This is a genomic window from Piscinibacter sp. HJYY11 (assembly GCF_016735515.1).
Lineage (GTDB): Bacteria > Pseudomonadota > Gammaproteobacteria > Burkholderiales > Burkholderiaceae_C > Rhizobacter.
Genome location: NZ_JAERQZ010000001.1, coordinates 1,433,076 through 1,451,277, shown reverse-complemented (window position 1 = coordinate 1,451,277; position 18,202 = coordinate 1,433,076). Strand labels below are relative to the sequence as shown.

Sequence of the window (18,202 nt, the reverse complement as noted above, 5' to 3'; positions counted from 1 at the left end):
GCCCGCTTTCTTTTGGAACGTTGCCGAGGCTTACTCGGCCAGCTTCCATTCTTCCCACACGAAGTAGTAGCACCACGACTGCCGGTGCGTCGCCTGCAACTTCTCGACGATGCTCGCGCGCAGCGCGATCGCGTTCGGCACGAAGTCGTGGAACTGCACCTGCAGGCGGCGCACCTTCTTGATGTCGCCCGTTTCGATCAGGTGCTCGAGCAGGTCGTACTCGCCGCCTTCGATGTTGATCTTCAGGAGGTCGATGCGCTCGATGCGGTGCTCGCGCAGGAACTTCGCCGCTTCGACCAGCGTCACGCTCTCGCTCACCGAGGCCTTCATGAAGGCGCCGGTGCCGTCGGCCGAGTGGCCCATGTCCAGCGTGGCGTCTTGCGCGCCCAGGCCGAACTGGCAGGGCTTCACCTTGGGGTGTGCGGCAAAGCGCGCGCAGATGTTGTCGTGGTAGCCCTTGATGGGCTCGAAGACGTAGACGTTCGAGCCATAGCGCTGGTGGATCTCGGCCGTCCAGTCGCCCTTGTAGCCGCCGAGGTCGAGCACGGTGCTGTCGGCGTCGAGCTCGGGGAACTCCAGGCGCAGGGTCTGGTCGCCGCGCGTGGCAAACCAGGCGCGGATGGCGTCGTCGAAGCGTTGCTTCTGCAGCTTCTGTGCGCTGGCGGCGAGCTCGGCCGCGTCCAGCTTGAAGGGATGCACTGCGCCGGCCACTTGCACCCAGCGCGCCGGGCAGGGCGAGGGCGTGGCATCGATGGTGACCCACTCCTTCGGGCAGATCACGGTGCCGCCCTTGTGCTCGCCGAAGCGGGCCGCCCACCAGGAGTAGCTCGAATTGGCGATCACGAAATGCTGGCAGAGCGACATCAGGTAGAGGTCGCCCAGGTCGCTGCCGCTGGCCACCGGTGTGAACGCATGGCCCGCGCTCAGCAGCAGGTGGCGCGCGTAGTTGGGCTCGTCGCTGAAGACGAAGAGCTCGGCCTGCGGGTGGTTGAGCTTGAGGTTCTCGATGGCGGCGAGGTAGTAGCTGTCCTTGCACAGGCCCATGTGGCCGTAGTCGCCACGGCGGATGTGGACCGCGATCGCGTCGGCGCTGCCCTGGATCTGCAGTGCGAGCTCGGCCGACACCATGCCGCCGGCGCGGCGCGCGAGCTGCGCGTAGGTCTCTTCGACGACCTTGGCGTCGAGCAGGCTGTCGCGTTGCCAGTAGCCGGTGAGCACCAGCGTGCGCACGCCTTGGGGCATCTGCGGCAGCTGCTCCAGCGACTGGATCTGACCTTCCTTCAGCACGAAGCAGCCTTCGCCGGCGTGCTGGGCCACGGTGCCGGTGCGGGTCTCGCCCGCCAGGCTCCACACCCAGGCCTGGCGGCCGTAGGGGTCGTGGTCGAAGGCGCTCAGGTCGGTCACCAGGTCGGCGCCCACGCGGCGCGCGAGGCTGCGCGCGAACACATGCTGGAAGAGCTGGTTGCCGATCCCGCCCTTGGCGCAGTTGAGGATGACCGGCCGCGGGCTCGTGGTCGGGGCGACGGCGGGCTCGGCGTGGGCAAGTGTCATGGTGTGTTGTTCTCGTGGTTCAGCGCAGGTGGCGCATCAGGCTGCCCGTCACGATGCGGGCGTATTCGTCGCTGTGCGGCACGGCGCGCGCCAGGCGCGTCATCGTCGGGCCGCACTGCTGCAGCACGGTGAGGGCGATGTCGCGCGAGCGGAATTGCGTCTGCAATGCGATGAACTGCGGCAGCAGGCCGGGGTTCTCGCCCTGCAGCATGGCGGCCATGTAGCGCGCCTTGATCGCGATGTCGCGCTCGTACTGCAGCTGCGCCTTCTGGCTGCTGACCTGGCCGGCGTGCTTGCGGTAGTGCGTCAGCACCTCGGGGATGTTGGCGAACTGCGCGCCGAGCAGGCTCGCGCGGCACCAGAGTTCGTAGTCTTCGGCGAAGTCGAAGCGCGGGTCGTAGAAGCCGAAGCGCTCAAAGGTGCTGCGGCGGCACAGCACCGAGGGGTGCGAGATCGCGCAGCGTTGCAAGAGCGCGGTGCGGATCTCGGCGCTCTCGGTCGGGTGGGCGAGCACGTGGCGGTCGACACGCTGGCCGTTTTCCACGCCGAAGATCTGCATGTGGCTGCCGCACACGTCGATGCCCGGGCGGCTGCTCAGGAAGCTGAGCTGCCGCTCCAGGCGCTGTGGTGCGGCCAGGTCGTCGGCGTCCAGCCGGGCGACGAACTCCGAGTCGCTGGCACGCAGGCCGTCGTTGATCGATTCGGCCACGCCGCGCGAGCTCTCGTGCGTCACGACCTTGATCGACAGGCGCTCGGCAAACGAGGCGGCCACGGCGGCGGTGCCGTCGGTCGAGCCGTCGTTGACGAGCACGACCTCGAAGTCGCGGAAGCTCTGCGCGGTCAGGCTTTCCAGCGTCTCGCCCAGCGTGGCTTCGGCGTTCTTGGCGGGGATGACGACCGAGACGAATGGCATGGTGCGTCCCGCCTCAGAGCCAGGCCGTGGGCAGCGCCAGCCCGACGGACTGCATCAACTGCTGGCGCTGGGCCTGCAGCTCGGGCGTGGGGGCCCGCCAGCGGCGGTAGGTGTGCAGGAAGTCGACGACCACCGTCGCGTCGTTGGCGGCGGTCGAGGTGCCGCGGCGTGTGCCGGGGTTCACGTAGTCCTTGTGGACGATCGCGCCGCCGCCTTCGTAGTGCACCGGCATCGCCTTCTGGCAGACGGCGAGCAGGAAGTCCCAGTCTTCCTGCGACTCCAGGTGCGGGTCGACGGTGACGCCTTCGAGCACCATGCGGTGGAAGACGAGCGCGTTGTTCGGGATGAAGTTCTTGACGTGCAGCGACTCGATCGGCTGCGCCGCGAGGCTCACGCGGTTGCGCGACAGGGCGGTGTGCAGGTCCTTCGAGCGGTCTTCGGTGAGCACGTCGAAGTCGGAAAACAGCACCTTGGCGGCCGGGCCGGCGGTGATGCGCGCATGCGCGTTCTGCAGGTGATCGGGGGCGAAGGTGTCGTCGTCGTCGAGGAAGACCACCCACTCGCCGCGCGCGAGCGACATGCCGACGTTGCGGCTTTCCGCCGGGCCGCGGCGGCCACCGCGCTTGATGAAGACATCCTGCTCGCGCAGCAGCTCCGCGCAGACGGTGGCGGTGCCGACATCGAGCGCATCGGCCACGACGATGAGCTCGAAATCCTGGAAGGTCTGGGCCCGCAGCGACCGCAGGTTGCGCGCCAGCAGGGGCGAGCGCAGGTGGGTCGCGGTGATGACGCTGAAAAAGGGCGCGTGGGGCATGTTGCAGGCGCCGCAGGGCGCGTCTCGCAGGCCAATGGTGACGAGGCATGCTATCGACGCGGGGGTGCGCCAAGCGGGCGGAATAGGGGCGGAAAGGGGGCGGTTCTCCCCCGAGCCCGCGGGCGCTACACCGGCGTGTCGGCCGCGCCCGAGGCCGCGCGCTGGGCCTCGTAGTCGGTGCCCCACTGCGCCAGCGGGCCCAGCGCCTGGTTGAGCGACACCCCGAGCGGCGTCAGCGAGTACTCCACGTGGGGCGGCACGGTCGCCCGGTCCACCCGCGACACCAGCCCGTCGGCGACGAGCTCGCGCAACTGCTGGATCAGCATCTTCTCGGTGATGCCGGGCACCAGCCGCTTGAGCTCGCCGAAGCGGCGCGTGGCGCCGTGCAGTTCCCACAGGATGACCGCCTTCCACTTGCCGCCGATGACGGCGAAGGCCGGGCCGATGCCGCAGTTGAAATGAACGTCGTCGCTGCTCATGGGTACGAACCTCCAGGTGGGTACAGACAAAATTGTAGGTACTTGATGAATGGAAAGCACCCTCCCATCATCCGCTCCCCCACTTCTTTTTGGAGCGAACACATGAGTGCAGTGACCGTGATTGGCTTGGGCGCGATGGGCGCGACCCTGGCCAGCTTGTTCAGAGACAAAGGCCGCGAGGTGACGGTGTGGAACCGCAGCCCCGCCAAGGCGGCGGGCCTCGAGGGCGTGGCGACCGCACCCACCGCCGCGGCCGCCGTGGCGGCGAGCCCGCTGGTGGTGATGTGCGTGTACGACTACGTGGCGGTGCGCGAGATCCTGGCGCAGCCCGGCGTGGCCGACGCCCTGGCCGGCAAGACGCTGGTGCAGCTGACGACCGGCAGCCCCGCCGATGCACGCGACGCCGCTGCGTGGTGCGCGGCTCATGGCGTGGCCTACCTCGACGGCGCCATCCAGGCCGCCCCCAGCCAGATGGGCCAGCCCGACACGCCCATCCTCATCTCGGGCGACCCGGCGGCGTTCGCCCAGTGGCAGGGCGTGCTGGCCGACCTCGGCGGGCACTACGCCCACCTGGGCGAGCAGCCCGATGCCGCAGCCACGATGGACCTGGCGACGCTCTCCTACGTGTACGGCGCCTTCATCGGCTTTGCGCATGGCGCGCTGATCGCCGAATCGCAGGGGCTCGACGTGGCCCGCTTCGGCCAGCTCGTCCAGGACATCTCGCCGAGCTTCGGCGCCTTCTTTGCCTTCGAGGGCCAGGTGATCCAGTCGGGCGACTTCACGATGAAGGAGAGCCCGCTGCGCATCTCGGTGGAAGCAACGCAGCGCATCCACGAGTTCTCGCGCGAGGCGCGGCTCAACACCGAGCTCCCCGAGCTGGCCGACCGGCTGCTGAAGCGGGCGCAGGCCGCCGGGCTCGCGAACGAGGAGCTGGCGGCGCTGATCAAGGTCATGCGCCGCTAGCGCGTCAGATCAGCGGTGCAGGCCGGGTGTCGCCGAAGCTCGGGTACGAGATGGCGGTGGGGGCGGCCGTCGTGCCGGCAGGAGCCTGGGATGGCGCCGGGGCGGCCGCACCGGGCAGCAGCTCGGCGGGGGGAGCGGAGAGCAGCTCGCCGAGCTGCAGGTCGGCACTGCGGTCCTTGGCGAACCACACGTCGGCCATCGCGTGCTCGGCGCCGTCGGCGGTCGTGTAGCTCGACACCAGGCCCAGCAGGTTGCCGTTGTCGACCTCGGTGCCCGTCACCGCATCGAGGTTGATCGAGACGATGCCGAAATCGGCCAGGCCGTGCAGTTCGCCGGCGTCGGTCTTGCCGTCCTGGTTGGCATCGACCCACAGCTTGAGTTCGCCGAAGCGGGCGTCGCCGGCGGCGAGCCGGCCGTCGCCGTTGCTGTCTTCGAGCTTCATGGCCTCGAAGCCGTTGGCCACGCGGCCGCCGCTGGCGGTGCGGGTGGCCGAGCCGAAGAGCTCGCTGCCGTCGTTGACCCGGCCGTCGCCGTTGCGGTCGAGCACCAACAGGCCGTCGGTGGCCGAGGCCCAGCCCGCGCGGTGCACGGTGCCGGTGCCGCCCAGGTCGAAGTTCACGCCATCGGCCGCCGCGGTGGTGCGCACGCCGTTGCCGTCGAGGTCGAGCACGATGGGGGTGGCGGCGAAGAGCGCGTCGATCTGCGCGTTGCTCATCACCGTCAGGTCTTCGGCTTCGAAGGCCGCGACCTGCGTCATGTCCATCGCGGCGATGTCGGCCGTTTCCAGGGCCACGACCTGCGTGGTGGTGAGTGAGGTGATCTGGTCGGGCGTGAGGCCGGCGACCGCCGCCGTGGAGATCGCGGCGATCTGCGCGGTGCTCAGCAGCGAGATCTGCTCGGTGCTCATGCTGTTGAGGTGCACGGCCGACAGCGAGTTGATCGCGTTGGTCGACAGGGCACGCAGGTCCTGCGTTTCCAGTGCCGCGAACTGCCCCGCCGACAGACCTGCCACCTGCATGCTGGTGAGCGCGGCGTAGTGCTGGGTGGTCAGGGCGTTGAGGTCCTGCTGGTCCATCGCATTGATCTGCGACGAGCTGAACGACGCCACCTGCTGGGTGGTCAGCGCCTCGTAGTGCTGCGTGCCCAGGAAGAGCAGCTGCGTCGGCGACAGCGACTGCAGTGCCGAGGTGCTGAGGGCGCGCAGGTCATCGGTTTCCAGGTTGGCCACCTGGTCGAGCGTCAGCGCGTTGATCTGGGCGGTGGTGAGCGCGCGGAACTGCGCCGTGCCCAGCGCATTGAGGTCCTGCGTCTCCAGCAGCGCCACCTGGATGGGGCGCAGCGCCGCCACCTGGGTGGTGGTGAGGGCGCCGATCTGCTCGGTGGTGAGTGCGTTGAGGGTGCTCGGGTCCAGGCCCGCGATCTGCGCGGTGGAGAACGAGGCGACCTGCGCCGTCGACAGCGCGGCGAGCTGGTCGGTGTTGAGCACCGAGAAATGGTCGGTCGTCCAGCCCCGCAGGGCGGCGGTGCTGAGCGCGCGCAGGTCGGCGGTTTCCATGCCGGCGATCTGGCCGAGCGTGAAGGCCGAGGTCTGCGCGGTGGTGAAGGCCGCGAAGTGCTCGGTGCCCATCGCGTTGAAGTCGATGTCGCTCAGCGATTGCAGCTGGGCCGAGGTGATGGCCGCGGCTTGTGTCGTGGTGAGCGAGGCGAAATGCTGGGTGCCGAGCGCATCGAACTGCGCCGGCGAGAACGCACGGAATTGCGAGGTGCTCAGTGCACGCAGGTCGCCCGTCTCCAGGCTGGCGACCTGGTCGAGCGTGAGCGCGTTGACCTGGGCGGTGGTGAGCCGGGCGAACTGCGCCGTGGTGAGCGCGTTGAGGTCCTGCGTCTCCATCGCGACGAGCTGCGCGGTGGTGAGCGCCATCACCTGGGTGCTGGTGAGGGCGCCAAGCTGGGCCGAGCTGAGCGCGCCCAGGTCCTCGGGCAGGAGGCCGGCGATCTGGGCGGTGGTGAGCGAGACGAGCTGCGCGGTGCTGAGGGCTTCGATCTGGTCGGAGCCCATCGCGGCGATCTGCTCGGTCGACCAGGCGCGGATGCCGGCGGTGTTGATCGCGCGCAGGTCTTGCGTTTCCAGCGCGGCGATCTGGTCGGTGGTGAACGCGCGCACCTGGTTCGAGTTGAAGGCGGCGAAGTGCGCGCTGCTGAAGGCGTTGAGGTCGGCGGGCGCGAGGCTCGCGATCATCTGCGTGCCGAACGACGCGATCTGCGCCGTCGACATCGACGCACGCTGCAGCGGCGTGAGCGAGTTGATCTGCTCGGCCGTCATCGCGTTGAGCACCGGCAGGCTGATGGCCTGCAGGTCCTGCGTCGAGAGGGTCGGCAGCTGGTCGGTGGTGAGCGCAACGATCTGCGTGCTCGTGAGCGCGGCGAACTGCTCGGTGGTGAGCGCGTTCAGGTCGACCGTGTCCAGGCTGGCCAGCTGCGTGTTGGTGAGCGCGCGGATCTGCGTGGTGGTGAGCGCCGCCATCTGGTCGCTGCTGAAGCCGGCGATCTGGTCGGTGCTGAGCGACTGCAGCACGCCGGTGGAGAAGCCGCGCACATCGGCCGTCTCGAGGGCTGCGATCTGGTCGCTCGTCATCGCGCCGAGCTGGGCGGGGGTGAGGCCGGCCACCTGGGCACTGGTGAGTGCGCGCACGTCGGCGGTCTCCAGCGCGCCGAGCTGGGTGCTGGTGAGCGCGCCCATCTGCGCGCTCGTGAGCGACGCGATCTGCATCGTGGTGAGCGCGGCGATCTGGTCGGTGCTCAGCGTCTGCAGCATGCCGGTTGCGATGGCGCGCAGGTCGGTCGTCTCGAGCGCGGCGATCTGGCTGCCGGAGAGGGCGGCCACCTGGTCCACGGTGAGGGCGGCCACCTGGGCGGTGGTCAGGGCCACCAGGTCTTCGCTGCCGAGCGCGGCCACCTGCAGGGTGGAGAGGCCGCGGACCTGGTTGTTGGTGAGCGCCGCGATCTGGGCGGTGCCGAGCGCGGCCATCTGGCTGGCGTTGAAGGCCGCCACCGCGTCAACCGAGATGGCGCGCAGGTCCTGGGTCTCGAGGGTTGCGACCTGGTCGGTGCGCATCGCGCTGACCTGGCCGATGTTCATCGCGGCGAACTGGGCGGTGCCCAGCGCGCGCAGGTCCTGCGTTTCGAGCGCGGCGATGCGGTCGCTGGTGAACGAGGCGATGTGCGTGGTGGTGAGCGCGGCGAACTGCGCCGTGCTCATCACGTTGAGCTCGTCGGTCGTGAGCGTGGCCAGTTGCTGCGTGGTCATCACCGCCACCTGGGCGGTGGTGAGGGCTGCGATCTGGGCGGTCGACAACGCGGCGATCTGCGTGGTCGACATGGTCGGCAGCGCATCGGTCGAGATGCCGACGATGCGCGAGGTGGCCAGCAGGCCGATCTGGTCGGTGGTGAGTGCCTGGATCTGGGCCGACGACATGCCGCGGAAGTCGGCCGACTCCAGCGCGCGGAAGTCCTGCGTCTCCAGCGCCACCATCTGCGTGGGCGTGATCGCCCCCGACTGCGTGACGGTGAGCATGGCGAACTGCGAGACCGTGAGCGCGTTGAGCTCGTCGGTCGTCATCGCGGCGATCTGCGACGGCGTGAGCGCGCGCACCTGTTCATCGGTGAGGGCGTAGGGCGAGTTGCTCCCTCCGCCGCCACCGGCGCCGCCATTGCCGCCGCCGGCGGTGGCGGAGGTGTCGAACGAGCTCCAGCGCGTGACCTTGGACCGGAGTGCGTAGAACACCCAGGTGCCCGTCACGATCTTGCCGAGCGAGAACTTCATGGTCGTCAGCCGGGCGTGAGTGACAAGACCTCACCCGACGCACCCACCCGGAGGGGCAGGTGCGTCGGTGTCTTGGTCATGGCCGTCAGATCAGCGGCAGGTTGTTGTTGTCGTCAGGCAGCAGGCTCTTGTCGACCGACCCGGTGGCGACGTCGCGAGCCGGTGCCGGGGCGGCAGCCGGTGCAGCGCTCGGCAGCACGTCGCTCGGTGCAGCGGCCAGCAGCTCGTCGAGCTTCGGCGCATCCTTCGCGAACCAGACGTCGGCCATGTCGTGCTTGGCGCCGTCGGCGGTCGTGTAGCTCGAGGTGATGCCCAACAGGTTGCCGTTGTCCATCGCCGTGCCGGCAATGCCGTTCAGGTCGAGCGAGACGATGCCGAAGTCGGCCAGGCCGCGCAGTTCGCCTTCGTCGGTCTTGCCGTCCTGGTTCGCGTCGACCCAGAGGCGCAGCTCGTTGAAGCGTGCGTCATCGGCGGAGAGCTTGCCGTCGGCGTTGCTGTCCTCGATCTTCATCGCTTCGTAGCCGTTGCCCGCGCGGGTGCCGTCGGCCTTGACCGTGGCGACACCGAAGAGCTCGGTACCGTCGTTGATCTTGCCGTCGCCGTTGCGGTCCATCACGAGCAGGCCGTCCTTGGCGTCGACCCAGCCGTAGCGCTGGCTGGTGTTGCCGCTCGCGTTCAGGTCGAAGTTGACGCCGTTGGCGGCCGCCGTGGTGCTCACGCCGTTGCCGTCGAGGTCGAGCACGACCGGCGAAGCCGCCAGGTACGCGTCGAGCTGGGCAGCCGACATGCGGCCGATGTCAGCGTTTTCGAAGGCCGAGATCTGCGCCATGCTCATCGCCGCGATGTCGGCCGTTTCCAGCGCGACGACCTGGTCGGTGGTCAGGGCCACGATCTGGTCGGTCGTCAGGAACTGGGCCTGTGCGGTGGTCAGCGCGGCGATCTGGGCGTTGGTCAGCTGGGCGAAGTTCGCGGTGCTGATCGCTTCGATCTGGGCCTGGTCCCACTGCTGGATGCCGGCGGTCGTGATGGCACGGATGTCGGCCGTTTGCAGGTTGTTGATCTGCTCGGTCGTCAGCGCGTTGATCTGCGAGGTGGTCATCACGAGGAACTGCGACGCGGTGAGGGCGTTCAGGTCTTGCGTGGCCAGGCCCATGATCTGGTCGCTGGTGAACTGGTTCACCGCACCACCCAGCTGCTGGAACTGATCCGACGTCAGCTCGGCGAGCTGGGCATCGGTCAGGGCACGCAGCGAGGCGCCGGACAGGGCACGCAGGTCGTTGGTCTCGATCGACGACACCTGGTCGGTCGTGAAGGCCTGGAGCTGGTCGGTCGTGAACGCGGCGAAGTGTGCCGTGGTCAGGGCCACCACATCGTCGCTGTTCAGCGAGGCGATCTGGTCCGAGGTCAGCGTGCGGACCTGCGCCGTGGTGAGCGAGGCGATCTGCTGGCTGCTCAGGGCACGCAGGTCTTCCGTCGTGATCGTCGGCACCTGGTCGGTGGTCAACGATGCGACTTGCTGGGTGCTGAGCGCGCCCACCTGGTCGGACGTGAGGGCGGCCAGTTGGTCGGAGTCAAGCGCGCGGATCGCCGTCGTCGTGATGGCACGCAGGTCATCGGTCTGCAGGCTGCGGATCTGGTCGGAGACCAGCGACTCGACCTGTGCCGAGCTCAGCGCAGCGAAGTGGGCGGTGCCCAGCGCGTTGAGGTCCTGGGTGGCCAGGGTCGGCAGTTGGTCGGTGGTCAGCGCCGCCGCCTGGGCGGTGGTCAGCACGCCCACCTGGTCGGAGCTCAGCGCACCGAGCTGGTCGCTCGACAGGCCGCGGATGGCCGCGGTCGACAGGGCGCGCAGGTCGGCGGTCTCAATGGCCGCGATGTGGTCGCTCGTCAGGTAGCCGACTTGAGCTGCGCTCAGGGCGGCGACCTGGGCCGAGGTCAGCGCGGCGATGTCGGCCGTCTGCATGGTCGGCAGCTGGTCGCTGGTCAGCGCGGCGATCTGGGCCGTGGTCAGGCGCGGGATCTGATCCGAGCTCAGGGCGTTCAGGTCGGCGGTGCTCAGGCCGGCGATCTGCTGGGTCGTGAGCGACGAGACCTGGGCGCTGGTGAGCGTCGGGATCTGGTCGGACGTCAGGGCGCCGAGCTGCTCGTCGGTCAGGGCACGGATCGCGTTGCTGCTCAGCGAGCGGAGGTCGTCGCTCTGCAGGCGCGAGATCTGGTCGGTCGTCAGGCCGGCCACTTGCGCCGCGGTGAAGGCGGAGAAGTGGGCGGTGCTGAAGGCGTTCAGGTCTTGCGTGGCCAGGGTGTTGAGCTGGTCGGACGTCAGGGCCGAGCTCTGGGCCGTGGTCAGCGCCGCCATCTGGTCGCTGGAGAGCGCACCGATCTGCTCGCTGGTCAGGCCACGGACAGCCGCCGTGCTCAGGGCACGCAGGTCGGCGGTCTCGATCGCGCCGATGTGATCGCTGGTCAGGTAGCCGACTTGAGCAGCGCTCAGGGCGGCGACCTGGGCGGTCGACAGGGCGGCGATGTCAGCGGTCTGCATGGTGGGCAGCTGGTCGCTGTTCAGCGCGGCGATCTGGGCGGTCGTCAGACGCGGGATCTGATCCGAGCTCAGGGCGTTCAGGTCGGCGGTGCTCAGGCCAGCGATCTGCTGGGTGGTCAGCGACGAGACCTGGGCCGAGGTCAGGGTCGGCACCTGGTCCGAGGTCAGGGCACCGAGCTGCTCGTTGGTCAGCGCGCGCAGGGCGTTGCTGCTCAGGGCGCGCAGGTCATCGCTCTGCAGGCTCGACACCTGGTCGCTCGTCAGGCCGGCCACCTGGGCTGCCGTGAGGGCAGAGAAGTGGGCGGTGCCGAGCGCGTTCAGGTCTTGCGTGGCCAGGGTGTTGATCTGGTCGGAGGTCAGCGCAGCGGTCTGGGCGGTCGTCAGGGCACCCATCTGGTCGCTCGTCAGGGCGCCCAGCTGCTCGCTGGTCAGGCCACGGACAGCCGCCGTGCTCAGGGCACGCAGGTCGGCGGTCTCGATCGCAGCCATGTGATCGCTGGTCAGGTAGCCGACCTGAGCGGCGCTCAGGGCAGCGACCTGGGCGGTCGTCAGCGCGGCGATGTCGGCCGTCTGCATGGTTGGCAGCTGGTCGCTGTTCAGGGCGGCGATCTGGGCGGTCGTCAGGCGCGGGATCTGGTCCGAGCTCAGGGCGTTCAGGTCAGCGGTGCTCAGGCCGCCGATCTGGGCGGTGGTGAGCGACGAGACCTGGGCGCTGGTGAGCGTCGGGACCTGGTCGGAGGTGAGGGCACCGAGCTGCTCGTTGGTCAGCGAGCGGATCGCGTTGCTGCTCAGCGAGCGCAGGTCATCGCTCTGCAGGCGCGAGATCTGGTCCGTCGTCAGGCCGGCCACTTGCGCTGCGGTCAAGGCAGAGAAGTGGGCGGTGCCGAGCGCGTTCAGGTCTTGCGTCGCCAGGGTGTTGATCTGGTCGGATGTCAGGGCCGAGGTCTGGGCCGTCGTCAGGGCGCCCATCTGGTCGGAGCTCAAGGCACCGAGCTGCTCGCTGGTCAGGCCACGGATGGCGGCGGTGTTCAGCGCGCGGAGGTCGGCGGTCTCGAAGGCGGCGACGTGGTCGCTGGTCAGGTAGCCGACCTGAGCGGCGCTCAGGGTGGCGACCTGGGCGGTCGTCAGGGCCACGATGTCAGCGGTCTGCATCGTGGGCAGCTGGTCGCTGTTCAGGGCGGCGATCTGGGCGGTCGTCAGACGCGGGATCTGGTCCGAGGTCAGGGCGTTCAGGTCAGCCGTGCTCAGGCCGCCGATCTGGGCGGTGGTGAGCGAGGCAACCTGGGCGCTCGTGAGCGTGGGCACCTGGTCGGAGGTCAGGGCGCCGAGCTGCTCGTTGGTCAGCGCGCGGAGGGCGTTGCTGCTCAGCGAGCGCAGGTCATCGCTCTGCAGGCGCGAGATCTGGTCCGTCGTCAGGCCGGCCACTTGCGCTGCGGTCAAGGCAGAGAAGTGGGCGGTGCCGAGCGCGTTCAGGTCTTGCGTCGCCAGCGTGTTGATCTGGTCCGAGGTGAGCGCGGCGGTCTGGGCCGTGGTCAAGGCACCCATCTGGTCGGAGCTCAAGGCACCGAGCTGCTCGCTGGTCAGGCCACGGACGGCGGCGGTGCCCAGAGCACGCAGGTCAGCCGTCTCGATGGCCGCGACGTGGTCGCTCGTCAGGTAGCCGACCTGAGCGGCGCTCAGGGTGGCGACCTGGGCGGTCGTCAGGGCGGCGATGTCGGCCGTCTGCATGGTCGGCAGCTGGTCGCTGTTCAGCGCAGCAATCTGGGCGGTCGTCAGACGCGGGATCTGGTCCGACGTCAGGGCGTTCAGGTCGGCGGTGCTCAGGCCGCCGATCTGGGCGGTGGTGAGCGAGGCGACCTGGGCGCTCGTCAGCGTGGGCACCTGGTCCGAGGTCAGGGCGGCGAGCTGGTCGTTGGTCAGCGCGCGGATCGCATTGCTGCTCAGGGCGCGCAGGTCATCGCTCTGCAGGCGCGAGATCTGGTCGCTCGTCAGGCCGGCCACTTGCGCTGCGGTCAAGGCAGAGAAGTGGGCGGTGCCGAGTGCGTTCAGGTCTTGCGTGGCCAGGGTGTTGATCTGGTCAGAAGTCAGCGCAGCCGTCTGGGCGGTCGTCAGGGCGCCCATCTGGTCGCTCGAGAGAGCCCCCAGCTGTTCGCTCGACAGGTTGCGGATCGCGGCCGTCGACAGGGCGCGCAGGTCGGCCGTCTCGATGGCGGCCATGTGGTCGCTCGTGAGGTAGCTGATCTGGTCGGAGCGCAGTGCGGCGACTTGGGCGGTCGTCAGCGCAGCGATGTCGGCCGTCTGCATGGTCGGCAGCTGGTCGCTGTTCAGCGCAATGATCTGGGCGGTCGTCAGACGCGGGATCTGGTCCGAGCTCAGCGCGTTCAGGTCGGCGGTGCTCAGGCCGCCGATCTGGGCGGTCGTGAGCGAGGCGACCTGGGCGCTCGTGAGCGTCGGGACCTGGTCGGAGGTCAGGGCGGCGAGCTGGTCGTTGGTCAGCGCGCGGATCGCATTGCTGCTCAGGGCGCGCAGGTCATCGCTCTGCAGGCGCGAGATCTGGTCGCTGGTCAGGCCGGCCACCTGCGCTGCCGTGAAGGCAGAGAAGTGGGCGGTGCTGAGCGCGTTCAGGTCTTGCGTGGCCAGGGTGTTGATCTGGTCAGAGGTCAGCGCGGCCGTCTGGGCCGTGGTGAGCGCACCCATCTGGTCGGAGCTCAAGGCACCGAGCTGCTCGCTGGTGAGGCCGCGGATCGCAGCCGTGTTCAGCGCACGCAGGTCGGCGGTCTCGATGGCGGCGATGTGGTCGCTCGTCAGGTAGCCGACTTGAGCAGCGCTCAGCGAGGCGACCTGGGCGGTCGTCAGCGCAGCGATGTCAGCCGTCTGCATGGTCGGCAGCTGGTCGCTGTTGAGGGCGCCGATCTGGGCGGTGGTGAGGCGCGGGATCTGGTCCGAGGTCAGCGCGTTCAGGTCGGCCGTGCCGAGGCCGCCGATCTGGGCGGTGGTGAGCGAGGCAACCTGGGCGCTCGTGAGCGTGGGCACCTGGTCCGAGGTCAGGGCGGCCAGCTGGTCGTTGGTCAGCGCGCGGATCGCATTGCTGCTCAGGGCGCGCAGGTCATCGCTCTGCAGGTGCGAGATCTGGTCGCTCGTCAGGCCGGCCACTTGCGCTGCCGTGAGGGCAGAGAAGTGGGCGGTGCCGAAGGCGTTCAGGTCTTGCGTGGCGAGCGTGTTGATCTGGTCGGAGGTGAGCGCAGCCGTCTGGGCCGTGGTCAGCGCACCCATCTGGTCGGAGCTCAGGGCACCGAGCTGCTCGCTGGTCAGGCCGCGGATCGCGGCCGTGTTCAGGGCGCGCAGGTCAGCCGTCTCGATGGCGGCGACGTGGTCGCTCGTCAGGTAGCCGACCTGAGCGGCGCTCAGCGAGGCGACTTGTGCCGTGGTCAGCGCGGCGACGTCGGCCGTCTGCAGGTAGGGCAGCTGGTCGCTGTTGAGCGCGGCGATCTGGGCCGTGGTCAGGCGCGGGATCTGGTCGGAGGTCAGCGCGTTCAGGTCGGCGGTGCCGAGGCTGCCGATCTGGGCGGTGGTCAGCGAGGACACCTGGGCCGTGGTCAGCGCGCCAATCTGGTCGGAGGTCAGCGCGGCGAGCTGGTCGGAGCCCAGCGCGCGGATGCCGGCGGTCGTGATGGCGCGCAGGTCCTGGGTCTCGAGGCGCGAGACCTGGTCGGTGGTCAGCGCCTGGATCTGGGACGCCGTCATCGCAGCGAAGTGCTGGGTGCCGAGCGCGTTCAGGTCGTTGGTGGTGATGTTCTCGAACTGCGGCTGGGCTGTCAGCGCGGCGACTTGCGCGGTCGTCAGCGCGGAGAACTGGTCACTGCTCAGCGCGTTGATCTGGTCGGTGCTGAGGTTGCGCAGGGCGGCGGTCGACAGGGCCCGCAGGTCGGCCGTCTCGAAGGCGGCGATGTGGTCGCTGGTCAGCAGGGCGACCTGGTCGCTGTTCAGCGCGGCCACCTGGGCCGTCGTCAGGGCGACGATGTCGGCGGTCTGCATGTACGGCAGTTGGTCGCTGTTCAGCGCGCCGATCTGGGCGGTGGTCAGGCGCGGGATCTGGTCGGACGTGAGCGCATTCAGGTCGGCGGTGCCGAGGCCGGCGATCTGGGCATTGGTCAGCGTGGAGACCTGGGCCGAGGTGAGCGTCGGGATCTGGTCGGACGTGAGGGCGCCGAGCTGCTCGTTGGTGAGCGCGCGGATCGCGTTGCTGCTCAGCGAGCGCAGGTCGTCGCTCTGCAGTTGCGAGATCTGGTCGGTGGTGAGGCCCGCCACTTGCGACGCGGTGAGCGACGCGAAGTGGGCGGTGCCGAGCGCGTTCAGGTCTTGCGTGGCCAGGGTGTTGATCTGGTCGGAGGTCAGCGCAGCGGTCTGGGCGGTCGTCAGGGCACCCACCTGGTCGGAGCTCAGGGCACCGAGCTGCTCGCTGGTCAGGCCGCGGATCGCGGCGGTGTTGATGGCGCGCAGGTCAGCGGTCTCGATCGCGGCGATGTGGTCGCTCGTGAGGTAGCTCACTTGCGAGGCGCTCAGCGTCGCGGCTTGTGCGGTCGTCAGCGCGGCGATGTCGGCGGTCTGCATCGTCGGCAGCTGGTCGCTGTTCAGGGCAGCGATCTGGGCCGTCGTCAGGCGCGGGATCTGATCCGAGCTCAGGGCGTTCAGGTCAGCGGTGCTCAGGCCGCCGATCTGGGCGGTGGTGAGCGACGAGACCTGGGCGCTGGTGAGCGTCGGGACCTGATCGGAGGTGAGGGCACCGAGCTGCTCGTTGGTCAGCGCGCGGATCGCGTTGCTGCTCAGCGAGCGCAGGTCATCGCTTTCGAGGCGCGAGATCTGGTCGCTCGTCAGGCCGGCCACCTGTGCTGCCGTGAGGGCAGAGAAGTGGGCGGTGCCGAGCGCATTCAGGTCTTGCGTGGCCAGGGTGTTGATCTGGTCGGAGGTCAGCGCAGCGGTCTGGGCCGTGGTCAGCGCACCCATCTGGTCGCTGCTCAGGGCGCCGAGCTGCTCGCTCGTCAGGTTGCGGATCGCGGCAGTCGAGAGGGCACGCAGGTCGGCCGTCTCGAGGGCGGCGACATGGTCGCTCGTCAGGTAGCTGACCTGGTCGGAGCGCAGGGCGGCGACCTGGGCGGTCGTCAGCGCAGCGATGTCGGCCGTCTGCATCGTCGGCAGCTGGTCGCTGTTCAGGGCGCCGATCTGGGCGGTCGTCAGGCGCGGGATCTGGTCGGACGTCAGCGCGTTCAGGTCGGCGGTGCTGAGACCGGCGATCTGGCTGTTCGTCAGCGACGAGACCTGGGCGCTGGTGAGCGTCGGCACCTGGTCGGAGGTGAGGGCGCCGAGCTGCTCGTTGGTGAGCGCACGGATGGCGTTGCTGCTCAGCGAGCGCAGGTCATCGCTCTGCAGGCGCGAGATCTGGTCGCTGGTGAAGCCGGCCACCTGGGCGGCGGTGAACGAGGCGAAGTGCGCGGTGCCCAGCGCGTTCAGGTCGTGGGTGGCCAGGGTGTTGATCTGGTCGGACGTGAGGGCAGCGGTCTGGGCCGTGGTCAGCGCGCCGATCTGGTCGGAGCTCAGGGCACCGAGCTGCTCGCTCGTGAGGCCACGGACGGCGGCGGTGCCCAGGGCACGCAGGTCAGCGGTCTCGATGGCGGCGACGTGGTCGCTCGTCAGGTAGCCGACTTGAGCAGCGCTCAGCGAGGCGACTTGTGCCGTGGTCAGGGCGGCGATGTCGGCCGTCTCCATCGTGGGCAGCTGGTCGCTGTTCAGCGCGGCGATCTGGGCGGTCGTCAGGCGCGGGATCTGGTCGGAGGTCAGCGCGTTCAGGTCGGCGGTGCCGAGGCCGCCGATCTGGGCGGTGGTCAGCGACGAGACCTGGGCCGTGGTCAGCAGCGGCACCTGGTCGGACGTGAGGGCGGCGAGCTGGTCGTTGGTGAGCGCGCGGATCGCGTTGCTGCTCAGCGAGCGCAGGTCATCGCTTTGCAGGCGCGAGATCTGGTCGCTGGTGAGGCCGGCGACCTGGGCGGCGGTGAGGCCGGCGAAGTGCGCGGTGCCCAGCGCATTCAGGTCTTGCGTGGTCAGCGTGTTGATCTGGTCGGAGGTGAGCGCGGCGGTCTGGGCCGTGGTCAGCGCACCCATCTGGTCGCTGCTCAGGGCGGCGAGCTGTTCGCTCGTGAGGCCGCGGATCGAGGCGGTGTTGAGCACGCGCAGGTCAGCGGTCTCGATCGCGGCGATGTGGTCGCTCGTGAGGTAGCCGACCTGGCCGGCGCTCAGCGCGGCGACCTGGGCAGTCGTCAGCGCAACGATGTCGGCCGTCTGCATGTAGGGCAGCTGGTCGCTGTTGAGCGCGGCGATCTGGGCCGTCGTCAGGCGCGGGATCTGGTCGGAGGTCAGCGCGTTCAGGTCGGCGGTGCCGAGGCCTGCGATCTGGGCGGTGGTGAGCGAGGTGATCTGGGCCGAGGTCAGCGCGCCGATCTGGTCGGAGGTGAGCGCGGTGAACTGGTCGCTGTTGAAGCTGCGGATCGCGGCGGTCGAGATGGCGCGCAGGTCATCAGTCTGCAGGTGCGCGATCTGGTCGCTGGTGAGGTTCATCAACTGCGACGACGACATCGCGGCGAAGTGCGCGGTGCTGAAGGCGTTGAGGTCTTGCGTGGCGAGCGACGAGAGCTGCTCGGTGGTGAGCGCGGCCACCTGGGCGGTGGTAAAGGCGCCGACCTGGTCGGTCGACAGGGCGCCGATCTGGTCGCTGTTCAGCGCGCGGACGGCGGTGCTCGTCAGGGCGCGCAGGTCGTTCGTCTCGAACGCCATCATGTGGTCACTGTTCAGCGCACCGATGCCGGTGGTCGTGATGGCCGCCATCTGTGCGGTCGTCAGGGCCACGATCTGGTCAGTGCGGAACGCCGCCCAGTCTTCTGTGGTCAGCCCAGCGATCGATCGGGTCGACAAGCCGGCGATCTGCTGGGTGCTCAGTGCGGGGATGATGGTGGCCATGTGGGTTCCTGTTGCAGTTTTTCGGTCGGCGACGTCGGCTTTTCCTTGAACCTGGGTCGCGGCGCTCGAGACGGAAAGTTGTTCGTTTGCTGTCTTTCGTGGGTCGGGAGGGGGT

Annotated in this window: 7 protein-coding genes; 1 reads left to right on the top strand and 6 read right to left on the bottom strand. The window is 69.1% G+C overall.

Annotation, left to right across the window (positions count from 1 at the left end; all coding sequences use genetic code 11):
- Positions 1–30: 30 nt before the first annotated feature.
- The 4 genes from JI745_RS06510 to JI745_RS06495 form a co-directional block, all read right to left on the bottom strand.
- A complete protein-coding gene (locus tag JI745_RS06510) occupies positions 31–1,551 on the bottom strand; it encodes an FkbM family methyltransferase (protein WP_201804761.1) in 1,521 nt (506 codons plus the stop codon).
- A gap of 19 nt (positions 1,552–1,570) precedes the next feature.
- Positions 1,571–2,464 carry a glycosyltransferase gene (locus tag JI745_RS06505; RefSeq protein ID WP_201804760.1) on the bottom strand — a complete coding sequence of 298 codons (894 nt, stop codon included), beginning with the start codon at positions 2,462–2,464 and terminating at the stop codon, positions 1,571–1,573.
- Between the two features lie 13 nt (positions 2,465–2,477).
- Complete coding sequence (locus JI745_RS06500; RefSeq protein ID WP_201804758.1) at positions 2,478–3,278, bottom strand: glycosyltransferase family A protein; 801 nt, start codon at positions 3,276–3,278, stop codon at positions 2,478–2,480.
- A 125-nt stretch (positions 3,279–3,403) separates the two neighbouring features.
- The gene (locus JI745_RS06495) at positions 3,404–3,757 is read right to left on the bottom strand and encodes a helix-turn-helix domain-containing protein (protein WP_201804756.1); all 354 of its coding nucleotides are present in this window, start codon (positions 3,755–3,757) and stop codon (positions 3,404–3,406) included.
- 102 nt (positions 3,758–3,859) lie between these two features.
- On the opposite strand from JI745_RS06495, the gene JI745_RS06490 reads away from it, so the two are divergent.
- Positions 3,860–4,720 carry an NAD(P)-dependent oxidoreductase gene (locus tag JI745_RS06490; protein ID WP_201804755.1) on the top strand — a complete coding sequence of 287 codons (861 nt, stop codon included), beginning with the start codon at positions 3,860–3,862 and terminating at the stop codon, positions 4,718–4,720.
- Between the two features lie 4 nt (positions 4,721–4,724).
- Here JI745_RS06490 and JI745_RS06485 read toward each other — a convergent pair whose 3' ends face one another.
- Entirely contained in the window at positions 4,725–8,543 is a 3,819-nt protein-coding gene (locus tag JI745_RS06485; RefSeq protein WP_201804754.1) for a heme utilization protein, read from the bottom strand.
- Between the two features lie 85 nt (positions 8,544–8,628).
- On the bottom strand, positions 8,629–18,087 hold the full coding sequence (locus JI745_RS06480) for a hypothetical protein (protein ID WP_201804752.1): 9,459 nt from the start codon (positions 18,085–18,087) through the stop codon (positions 8,629–8,631).
- Between the last annotated feature and the right edge of the window lie 115 nt (positions 18,088–18,202).

Excerpts from the sequence above, each read along its gene's own strand:
- JI745_RS06510 (WP_201804761.1), bottom strand. The coding sequence starts at position 1,551 with ATGACACTTGCCCACGCCGAGCCCGCCGTCGCCCCGACCACGAGCCCG.
- JI745_RS06505 (WP_201804760.1), bottom strand. The coding sequence starts at position 2,464 with ATGCCATTCGTCTCGGTCGTCATCCCCGCCAAGAACGCCGAAGCCACG.
- JI745_RS06500 (WP_201804758.1), bottom strand. The coding sequence starts at position 3,278 with ATGCCCCACGCGCCCTTTTTCAGCGTCATCACCGCGACCCACCTGCGC.
- JI745_RS06495 (WP_201804756.1), bottom strand. The coding sequence starts at position 3,757 with ATGAGCAGCGACGACGTTCATTTCAACTGCGGCATCGGCCCGGCCTTC.
- JI745_RS06490 (WP_201804755.1), top strand. The coding sequence starts at position 3,860 with ATGAGTGCAGTGACCGTGATTGGCTTGGGCGCGATGGGCGCGACCCTG.
- JI745_RS06485 (WP_201804754.1), bottom strand. The coding sequence starts at position 8,543 with ATGAAGTTCTCGCTCGGCAAGATCGTGACGGGCACCTGGGTGTTCTAC.
- JI745_RS06480 (WP_201804752.1), bottom strand. The coding sequence starts at position 18,087 with ATGGCCACCATCATCCCCGCACTGAGCACCCAGCAGATCGCCGGCTTG.